Source organism: Arsenicicoccus sp. UBA2120 (assembly GCF_002330965.1).
Classification (GTDB): Bacteria; Actinomycetota; Actinomycetes; order Actinomycetales; family Dermatophilaceae; genus Arsenicicoccus; species Arsenicicoccus bolidensis.
Window position 1 is genome coordinate 67,568 of record NZ_DCYC01000020.1, and the last position, 9,618, is coordinate 77,185.

General features: G+C 72.2%; 10 protein-coding genes. 6 read left to right on the forward strand and 4 right to left on the reverse strand.

Annotated features, from left to right (window positions below):
- Window positions 1-23 precede the first annotated feature (23 nt).
- Genes B2P18_RS02390 through B2P18_RS02400 form a run of 3 tightly spaced genes read left to right on the forward strand, consistent with a single transcriptional unit; the run spans window position 24 to window position 2,961 of the window.
- On the forward strand, window positions 24-1,190 hold the full coding sequence (locus B2P18_RS02390) for an acyl-CoA dehydrogenase family protein (RefSeq protein WP_019285702.1): 1,167 nt from the start codon (window positions 24-26) through the stop codon (window positions 1,188-1,190).
- A gap of 8 nt (window positions 1,191-1,198) precedes the next feature.
- A complete protein-coding gene (locus B2P18_RS02395; protein WP_239264068.1) occupies window positions 1,199-2,131 on the forward strand; it encodes a glycosyltransferase in 933 nt (310 codons plus the stop codon).
- Window positions 2,128-2,961, forward strand: a complete 834-nt coding sequence (locus B2P18_RS02400) for a glycosyltransferase (RefSeq protein ID WP_286955707.1) — start codon at window positions 2,128-2,130, stop codon at window positions 2,959-2,961. The genes B2P18_RS02395 and B2P18_RS02400 overlap by 4 nt, the downstream gene beginning before the upstream one ends.
- A 68-nt stretch (window positions 2,962-3,029) precedes the next feature.
- Here the strand turns inward: B2P18_RS02400 and B2P18_RS02405 are convergent, their stop codons facing one another.
- Genes B2P18_RS02405 through B2P18_RS02415 form a run of 3 tightly spaced genes read right to left on the reverse strand, consistent with a single transcriptional unit; the run spans window position 3,030 to window position 5,465 of the window.
- Window positions 3,030-4,355 (reverse strand): LCP family protein, encoded by a 1,326-nt coding sequence (locus B2P18_RS02405; protein WP_286955708.1) that lies wholly within the window; start codon window positions 4,353-4,355, stop codon window positions 3,030-3,032.
- Window positions 4,342-4,785, reverse strand: a complete 444-nt coding sequence (locus B2P18_RS02410; protein WP_286955709.1) for a DUF2304 domain-containing protein — start codon at window positions 4,783-4,785, stop codon at window positions 4,342-4,344. The genes B2P18_RS02405 and B2P18_RS02410 overlap by 14 nt, the downstream gene beginning before the upstream one ends.
- On the reverse strand, window positions 4,782-5,465 hold the full coding sequence (locus B2P18_RS02415) for a glycosyltransferase family 2 protein (RefSeq protein ID WP_286955710.1): 684 nt from the start codon (window positions 5,463-5,465) through the stop codon (window positions 4,782-4,784). Before B2P18_RS02415 ends, B2P18_RS02410 begins: the two co-directional genes overlap by 4 nt.
- A gap of 89 nt (window positions 5,466-5,554) precedes the next feature.
- Between B2P18_RS02415 and B2P18_RS02420 the strand changes: the two genes are divergently transcribed.
- Together B2P18_RS02420 and B2P18_RS02425 are read left to right on the forward strand one after the other, a co-directional pair.
- Entirely contained in the window at window positions 5,555-6,691 is a 1,137-nt protein-coding gene (locus tag B2P18_RS02420; RefSeq protein WP_286955711.1) for a glycosyltransferase family 4 protein, read from the forward strand.
- A gap of 113 nt (window positions 6,692-6,804) precedes the next feature.
- On the forward strand, window positions 6,805-7,890 hold the full coding sequence (locus B2P18_RS02425) for a hypothetical protein (protein WP_286955712.1): 1,086 nt from the start codon (window positions 6,805-6,807) through the stop codon (window positions 7,888-7,890).
- A gap of 3 nt (window positions 7,891-7,893) precedes the next feature.
- Here the strand turns inward: B2P18_RS02425 and B2P18_RS02430 are convergent, their stop codons facing one another.
- Window positions 7,894-9,300, reverse strand: a complete 1,407-nt coding sequence (locus B2P18_RS02430; RefSeq protein ID WP_286955713.1) for a lipopolysaccharide biosynthesis protein — start codon at window positions 9,298-9,300, stop codon at window positions 7,894-7,896.
- Between the two features lie 127 nt (window positions 9,301-9,427).
- On the opposite strand from B2P18_RS02430, the gene B2P18_RS02435 reads away from it, so the two are divergent.
- The coding region (locus tag B2P18_RS02435; RefSeq protein WP_286955714.1) for an FAD-dependent oxidoreductase at window positions 9,428-9,618 on the forward strand (191 nt) is incomplete at its 3' end.

Genomic DNA, 9,618 nt, shown 5'->3' on the forward strand with positions numbered 1-9,618 from the left:
CCGGGCGCAGGTAGGCTCGGCCCGTGGCTTCCAACACCGACTTCGACCTGTTCAAGACCTCTGAGGAGCACGAGGAGCTCCGCGCGATGCTGCGCGAGGTGGTCGCCGACAAGATCGCGCCCGCCGCCGCCGAGGTGGACGACAAGAGCATCTTCCCCCAGGTCGCCTACGACGCCCTGTGCCAGGTCGACCTCCAGGCGCCGCACGTGGCGGAGGAGTACGACGGGGTCGGCCTCGACGCTCTCGGCACCTGCATCGTCATCGAGGAGGTCGCCCGCGGGTGCGCCTCCTCCTCGCTGATCCCGGCCGTCAACAAGCTCGGCTCGATGCCCCTGATCCTGGCGGGGTCCGAGGAGGTCAAGCGCCGCTACCTGCCGCCGATGGCGCGCGGCGAGGCGATGTTCTCCTACGGCCTGTCCGAGCGTGAGGCCGGGTCCGACACGGCCGGCATGCGCACCCGGGCCCGCCGCGAGGGCGACGACTGGGTCCTCAACGGCACCAAGGCGTGGATCACCAACGCCGGCGTCTCCGAGTTCTACACCGTCCTCGCGGTCAGCGACCCCGACGGCCGCCGCGGCGCCAACGTCACGGCCTTCGTGGTCGAGAAGGGCGACGAGGGCTTCGGCTTCTCCGAGCCCGAGCGCAAGCTCGGCATCAAGGGCAGCCCCACCCGCGAGCTGCACCTCGACAACGTCCGCATCGGCGACGACCGCCGCGTCGGCGAGGTCGGCGACGGCCTCAAGATCGCGCTGCGCACCCTCGACCACACCCGCATCACGATCGGCGCCCAGGCCGTCGGGATCGCCCAGGGCGCCCTCGACCAGGCCGTGGCCTATGTCAAGGAGCGCAAGCAGTTCGGCAAGGCCATCGCCGAGTTCCAGGGCATGCAGTTCATGCTCGCCGACATGGCCATGGAGCTCGAGGCCGCCCGCCAGATGGTCTACGTCGCGGCCGCCAAGTCTGAGCGCGGCGACGCCGACCTTCCGTTCTTCGGCGCGGCCGCCAAGTGCTTCGCCTCCGACGTGGCGATGAAGGTCACCACCGACGCCGTCCAGGCGCTCGGCGGCGCCGGCTACACCAAGGACTTCCCGGTCGAGCGGATGATGCGCGACGCCAAGATCACCCAGATCTACGAGGGCACCAACCAGGTCCAGCGCCTGGTCATGGCACGTCAGCTGCTCAAGGGCTGACCGGCCGGATGACGCCTGACGCCTCCGTCGTCGCCGTGGTCGTGACCTGGAACCGGCACGACCTGCTCCTCGAGGTGCTGTCGGCGCTGCGATCCCAGACCCTGCCGGTCTCGCGGGTCGTGGTCGTCGACAACGCCTCCACCGACGGCACCGCCGAGACGCTCCGCGCCCAGGGCGAGGACGTCGTGACGGTGACGGCGCGCACCAACACCGGTGGGGCCGGGGGGTTCGCGATCGGCATACGGCGGGCGCTCGAGCTGGGGTGCGACGCCGTCTGGCTGATGGACGACGACACGGTCCCGGAGCCCGAGGCGCTGGCCGCCCTGGTGCGGGCCCGCGGCGAGTTCCCGCTCGGCACACCGGCGGTCGTCGCCAGCCGGGTCGTGTGGACCGACGGTCGTGACCACCCGATGAACACCCCGCGCCCGTCGCCCTTCGCGTCGGCGCAGGAGCGCGAGGCCGCGGCGTCGATCGGCTGCGTCCCGGTGCGCTCGGCGTCCTTCGTGTCGATCCTGTGCGACGCCGCCGCGGTGCGCGAGCGCGGTCTGCCGGTCGCGGACTACTTCCTGTGGAACGACGACTTCGAGTACTCCACGCGCCTGATCCGTGGTGGCCACGGCCTCGCCTGCCCGGGGTCGGTGGTGGTGCACAAGACCAGGACCTTCGGCTCGACCGACGCCGACCCGGGCCCCCGCTTCTACTACGAGGTCCGCAACAAGGTGTGGATGTGGACGCGCTCGCGGTCCCTGACGCCGGTGGAGAAGGTCGTCTACGGCGGGTCCTCCCTGCGGCGCTGGGTCCGGACCGTCGCGCGGTCCGGTGACCGCGGGACGCTGGTGCGGGGACTGGCCAGGGGTGTGCGCGACGGGGTGCTGCGCGGCCCGCGGCGCACCGAGGACGTCCTGTCGGAGGCCGTGGGGGAGCAGGGGCGAGCCGTATGACGGAGCTGCCGTTCAGCGTGCTGATGTGCGTCTACCGCGGAGACGACCCGGCCCACCTGCGCGAGGCCTTCGACTCCGTGACGGTCGAGCAGGTGCGACCTCCCGCCCAGGTCGTGCTGGTGCAGGACGGGCCGGTGCCGACCGCGCTCGACGAGGCGATCCAGCGGCTGGTCGCGGAGCCGGTGGTGCCGGTGGAGCTGGTCCGGCTCCCGGTCAACCGCGGTCTCGGCGTCGCCCTCACCGCCGGCCTGGCCCGGTGCGCCCACGACGTGGTCGCCCGGATGGACGCCGACGACATCTCGCTGCCCGACCGGTTCGCGGTGCAGCTGCCCGTCGTCGAGGGCGGCGCCGACGTGGTCGGGTCGGGGATGCTCGAGATCGGCTCGGGCCGGGACGACGTGGTGGGGCGGCGGGTGCCGCCGCTCACGCCCGAGCGGATCGTCGAGTCCTCCCGGATGGCGCAGCCGTTCAACCACCCGACCGTCGTCTACCGCCGCTCCGCCGTCGAGGCCGCCGGCGGCTACCAGGACTTCAAGCAGATGGAGGACTACCTGCTGTTCGCCCGGATGATCCAGGGCGGGGCACGGGTGGCCAACGTCGCCGAACCCTTGCTGTGCTACCGGGTGGGGGAGGGGGCCTACGCCCGCCGTGGCGGGTGGTCCATGCTGCGCACCGAGCTGGCGCTGCAGCGGCGCTTCCTCCGGATGGGGTTCACGACGCCGGCGCAGTGCGTGCGCAACGTCCTGGTGCGCGGCGTCTACCGTCTCGTGCCCGAGCAGCTGCGACGTATGGCCTACGGGGCGATCATGGCGCGCCGCGGCGAGCGTTGACCTCCCTCAGGTAGGCACATCCGCCCGGGTTGGCACGCCAGGCGAGTGTGACTACCTCAGGTAGATCCTCAGGGGAGCGGCTGGTCGTCCTTGATCTTGCCAAAGAACTCCTGCGCCTTGGCGGTGTCCCACTTGACGGCGACCCCCGCCGCCGTGGGGTAGGCCGGGTTGGAGATCGGCACGACCAGGGACTGCCCGTCGCCACCCGAGGACGATCGCATCGCCTGCAGGACGCGTGTCAGGTCCGCCGGCGTGGTCCCGTCACCGACCTTGACCCCCTCGGCGGCGCTGTGCGTGAAGCCCCAGTAGCGCCACGGCAGGAGCACGGTCGCGGGACTGGCGGCCTTGCGCATGATCGCGCCGAGGAACTGACGCTGGCGCTTGGCCCGGCCGAGGTCGCCCTCGGGGTCGGAGTAGCGGGACCGCACGAAGCCCAGGGCCTGCGGACCGGTCAGGGTCTGCTCGCCCTTCGTGAGGTTGATGCCGGCCTTCTCGTCGTTCATGTCGAACGGCACGTCCACGGAGACGCCGCCCAGGGAGTCGACGACCCGGGCGAACCCGCCGAAGCCGATCTCGACGTAGCCGTCCACGTGCACGCCGGTCGCCTGCTCCACCGTCTCGACGAGGAGCTTCGGGCCGCCGAGGGAGTAGGCCGCGTTGATCTTGTTGCGGTTGTGACCCGGGATCGGCACGTAGGAGTCGCGCGGCAGGGAGACCAGCGCGGACTTCTGCCCGGACTCGGAGACGTGCACGAGGATGATCGAGTCGGTGCGCTGCCCGGCGTCGTCTCCGGTCGCGAGCTGCTGCTGCTCCTCGGCGCTGAGCCCGGCCCGCGAGTCGGAGCCGACGAGCAGGTAGTTGTAGCCGCTCACCCGCGCCGGGCGATCCCCCGCGGGAGAGGCGTCGACGTTCGACACCGAGCTCCATGCGTGCAACGGCGTCACGACGAGGAAGGCGATCCAGGCGAGCAGGGCCACGAGCACGAGGGCCACGACCCGCCGGCGGCGGTGCACCCGGCGCGGCGGCCGACCCGGCCGGGCGTCGTACGACCGGCGCGGGGGCGAGGTGGGGGGCTGGGCCGGTCGGGACGGCTGGACCGGCATCTGGCGGGTGCCGGACCGGCCCCCGTCGTCCCAGCGATCGTCGTATGCCGCGCCCGCCGGGTAGGCCGCGCCGCCCCCACGCGCCTGGTCCACGGGCTCGTCGCCCCACCCGTCATCGCGCCGAGGGTCCGGGTCAGGACGGTGGTCCTCGTCGGGACGGCGGCGACCAGTGATGCGACTCGCGCCGCCGAGCGGGTTGCGCGGGCTGGACATCCGTCCGCGCCGCCTGCGCGTGTCGACGACGTAGGACTCGGTGTCGTCGTGCGGGTCTCGCTCGTCAGCGGGGGTCATCGCTCGGGTCGGCCTCCGGGTCGGGGACGTCGGTCATGTCTTCTGGACGCATCACCGTAGCCGCAGGTTGTCCCTGCGACCTGGACGCCACCTCCGGGTGTCGTGCGGCAGCCTCGTCGAGCGCGATGCGCCTCGAGAGCCGGGTGAACCGCACGTCCATCTCGCGGAAGCGCAGGTGGGTGCTCATCATGTAGCCGAGGAACGCGATGGCGAGGACGTAGAGCACCAGGTCGGTGCCTCGACCGACGCCCACCGCCCGGGCCAGACGCACCCACACCGACGGGAAGATGATGGAGTACACCGCGAAGGCGGCGAAGGCGAACATGCCGAGCCGCCGGATCGCCTGGGTGCGCGCCCCGCGTGCCGTGGTCATCCGCAGGAGCACCACGACGATGGTGGCGATCAGCGCGAGCTGGATGAGGGCCTTCACTTGAACATCAGCTCCACGAGGATGTTGACCGAGTTCCACAGGGACTGGCCCTTGGAGACCGAGTAGTCGGTGTAGAGGATGTGGACGGGCTCCTCGGCGTAGCGCACCGGTCTGCCGTCGACCTGCATGGCCCCGATCTGCGCCACGATCTCGGACGCGTGGGCCATGCGGTTCATGGTGATGTCGAGCTGCTCGACGACCGGTCGGGACAGGACCCGCAGCCCGTTGTGGGCATCGGTGAGCCGCGTCCCCGTCGAGAGGTTGGTGTAGGCGACCGCGAGGCGCAGGACGAGCTTCTTCAGCGCGCTCGGCTTGGTCCGCTCGTCCAGGAACCGTGACCCGAAGATGACGTCCAGGTCGTCGGTCCGGATCCGGTCGAGCATCTGCAGGACGTCGTCCACCTGGTGCTGCCCGTCGGCGTCGAAGGTGACGACGTACGCCATCTCGGGATCGGTCAGGGCGAACTCGAACCCCGTCTGGAGGGCGGCGCCCTGACCCATGTTGACCGGGTGCTGGACGAGGCGGGCACCAGCGGCGAGTGCCCGCGCCGCGCTCTGGTCCTTGGACCCGTCGTCGACGCACACGACGTTGGGGAAGGTGCGCCGGGCATGGGTGACGACGTCGCTGATCACCGTCGCCTCGTTGTAGAGGGGGACGACCAGCCAGACGTTCTCGTTCACGCATGACACGATAGGGGGTCGCGGCAGGTCTGCCGCTGCGCGGCGCGCCCCGGCGTCATGATGAGCACGTGATGGACGTGAGGAGCGGCATGCCCGAGCAGCGGAGTCCCCACCTGCTGGTGGTGGTCACGAACTTCCGGAACTCATCGGGCGGTGTCGAGAGCCACCTCCAGGCCCTGCTTCCGCGCCTGGTGGGTCGTGGGGTGATCGTCACGGTCGTGCAGCTCGGTGGTGGCAGCGATCCCTACCTGTGGCAGGGGGTGCGGGTGCTGCCCCTGCGCAGGCACCTGGACGTCGGCGAGGTGGTGGCGGTCCCCTCGCCGTTGGAGTGGGCCCGTGTCGTCCGACTCGTGAGGTCGGGTCGCCTCCTCGGCGGTCCGCCCGTCACCGACGTGGCCACCCACACCCGGTTCTTCCCCATGAGCGCCCTCGGGGTGCTGCTGGCCCGCGACCTGTCGGTGCCGCTGCTCCACACCGAGCACGGCGGGGGTTTCGTCGCCGCCGGCGGTCTCGTCTCGGTGGCGAGCCGACTGGTCGACCTGACCCTCGGGCGGTTCGTCCTCCGCGCGGCGGACGACGTCCTCGCGGTGTCGGCCAGGACGGCCGAGTTCGTCGGGCAGCTCGCCGGCGTAGGCTGCGTGCCCTTCGGCAACGGCCTCGACCTGGCCCGTTGGGTTCCCTCGGCGCAGGAGGGTCCCGCGGAGCGCCCCCGGAGCCTCGTGTATGTCGGACGCCTGGTGGAGGAGAAGGGCTGGCGCACGTTCCTGCGCGTGGTCGAGGCCTGCCGCGAGGCCGGCTGGCAGGGGGAGGCGCACCTGGCGGGGGACGGACCTGATCTCGAGCGGGCCGGACGCGAGGCCTCCAGGCTCGGCGGGACGACGGTCCACGGTCGCCTGGACCCGGAGCGGATCCGCCGCCTGCTCCACGGCTCGGTCTACGTCAACCCCAGCACCGCCTCGGAGGGCTTCCAGCTGACCCAGGTGGAGGCGGCCGCAGCCGGTGCCACGGTCGTCGGCTACGAGGTCGGGGTGGCGCGCGAGCTCGCTGCGGCCGTGCCGACGGTCGTCGTCGTCCCGTCCGGGGACGAGCCGGCCCTGACCGCCGAGGTGCTGAGCGCCGTGGATGCGGCGCCCACGGGATCCGCGGCCGACCTGCTCGGGGACTGGGACTGGGACGTCCTGGCGGATCGCTACGCCACCATGCTGCACGGCCACCCCGTGACCTGATCTCCCGCGCCCCACCCCTCTCGGATCGCCCCGCAGCGCCCCCGATCTCCTTTGATCCCCCCGGATCTCCCCCGACCTTCCTCCGATCTCCCCGACCTACGCAGGAGTGCCCGATGGACATCCAGAACCACTTCTACGGCCACACCGCGGTCCTGGCGCACGCCGCCGGACAACCACGGGTCCGCCACCTCGCCGGCCTCGTGCAGCACGGGTGGGTGGTCACGTCGCCGCTGGTCAGCAACATGGGTCAGTTCCCGTCCGTGGGCCTGCCGGGGGACCGCCGTCGGGTGCTGGTCTGGTCCCACGAGGCTCGGTCCTGGGACCCGGCGGACGAGGCGCGGCCGACCACGGCGATCGGCGCTCCGTGGCTCTACCTGGTCAGGCTCACGCGGGACGCCGGGGTCGAGGCCGACCCGGTGGTCGAGCCCCGGCCGCTGATCATGCCGATGCACGGGACCCACGTGCATCGGGTCGAGTCCGACGCCCGGGCGCTGGCCGACTACTACCTGCGGACCGAGGGGCCGTCCACGATCTGCCTGCACGTCGAGGACCTCAAGGATCCCGAGATGGTCGCGGCCTGGAGCGTCGGCGGCAACCAGGTCGTGTCCGCGGGCGGGCGGTTCGACACGCACTTCATGACCCGCCTCTACCTCGGCATGCAGCGAGCATCCCGCGTCGTGAGCAACCGGGCCGGCACGTCGACCTGGTATGCCGCGAGCCTGGGCCTCCCCTCCTGCGTGCACGGTCCGGAGCCACGGCTGGTGGGGCAGGGGAGCGACGTCGGCGCGAGGATGCGTGAGCTGTGGCCCGAGGTCTACACGCAGTCCCCGGACGTGGACGCGGTGCGCGCCGTGAGCGACCTGGAGCTCGGCGCCGGGCACCTGCGCGATCCCGAGGAGCTGCGGGTCCTCGCCGGGTGGCAGCACCCCCTGTCCCTGCGCCCCGCGTTCGACTACTGGGCGGGCATGCCCCTCGAGAAGGCCGCTGGGGTGGTGCGCGGGCACCTGGGGCGGTCCCGCGCCGCCGACGACGCAACCCCCGGGGAGGGCGTTCCGGTGGCCCCGGCCGCAGCGCCGCCGCACGCCACCCCTCACCCGCTCAGCTTCCTGCGCCACCCGATGAGCCACCTGCCCCGCCGACTCCCGGAGAGCTGGACGCCGACGACGGCGGGCTGGCTGCGTCCGGGACAGGTGGGCTGACGCTCAGCGACGCACCACCCGGCGCACCTGCCACAGCGCGACGAGCCCCAGGCCCGCGGCCACGGGGAGACGGACGAAGGACGTCACGCCACTCGCGGGCAGCCACGCGCCCAGCAGGCACGCGGCCGCGCCATGCAGCACGGGGATGGCGAGCACGCTCTGCCTCCACCGGTCGGCTCGGCCGGCATGGCGCGCGAGGCTCACCAGGGCCCACTGGCAGGCGTAGGTCGCCGGGAACCCGAGGGCGACCGCGCGCAGGTCGAGCCGTCCGGCCAGGTAGGCGACCGTCATGCCCACGGCCAGGGACACGGGGGTGATGATCGCCAGCGCGGTGGTGCGTCCCTGCACGAACAGCAGGTGGGAGTTGGCGAGGTAGCCGATGGCGAGGACCGTGCCGATCCCCGCCAGACCCACGGCCGGCACGAGTGCCAGGGGCTGGTATCGACTGTCCGCGAAGGCCTGGAGCAGCCAGGGCGAGAGGACGCTCACGCCACCGGCGACCGTGGCCGTCAGCATCGCGATGTCGGCGGTGGTGCGCTCGAGGACGGGGACGCGGTCCTGCGGCGTGGCGGCGAACACCACGGGGGCCCAGGAGTTGTTGAGGGCCGAGGTCACGACCCCCGGCGCCACCCCCAGCAGCAGGGCTATCCCGAGCCGACCGGCCGCCGCGTCGTCGTAGAGGCTGGAGGCCACGAACAGCATGCCGCCGTTGGCGCAGTAGAGGGCGACCATGTGGGGCAGCAGGGGAGTCCCCATCCGCAGGGCTCGACGGAGGTCGCCGGGCTCGCGACGGCGCTCGCCACGGCCCGTGAGGACGAGGCCGACCGCGCCGGCCAGGGCGTACCCCACGGCCACGCCGACGACGTAGACCCAGGCCGATCGGAGCCAGAGGAGCGTCGAGGCCAGCCCGATCAACGGTCCGCCGAGGGTGGCGAGGACGCTGACCGTCACGAAGGCGCCCGGGCGGTCCAGGACACGCAGCATCGCCTGCGAGTTCTCCACGGCGACGAAGGCTCCGCCGCCCAGGACGGCCAGCGCCGTCACCAGAGCAGTGCCGCCGACCAGCCCGTGCCACAGGGGACTCGTAACGGAGGCAAGGATCGCCAGGCCGGCGCCCGCGAACGAGGCGCGCAGCAACAGGTCACGAGCCCCCGCGACCCCGCCGCGCGCCAGCATGCCCTGGCGCGTGATGACCGAGGGCATGCCGAGGCTGGCCAGCATCATCACGACCTGGAGGACGACGAGCGCCTTGAGGATCTGGCCGTACTCGCCGACGTCGTCACGAAAGACGCGGGTGAGGGCGGGGGTCACGAGGGTGTTGGCCAGGATCGGTCCCGCCGTCCCGAGCGCATAGATGGCGCCTCGACCGAGGACACCCCGGCTGGCCTCGCTCGCGGCGGATGAGCTCATGCGCCAAGGCAACCACGCCGGCCTGCCGGGCCTCACCTCGGACACGCGACCGGCGGCCGCCGAGCCGACAGGAAGGGGTGAAGTAGGGTGAACCGACACCTGGCAGCACACCTCTTGGGAGTATCGCGTGAACCCAGATCTCGTCGTCGTCGGCGCCGGCCTCTTCGGGCTGACCGTCGCCCAGCAGGTGGCGGAGCGCTTCGACCGCAAGGTCCTGGTCCTCGACCGGCGCCACCACGTGGGGGGCAACGCCTACAGCGAGATCGACCCCGAGACGGGGATCGAGGTGCACAAGTACGGCGCGCACCTGTTCCACAC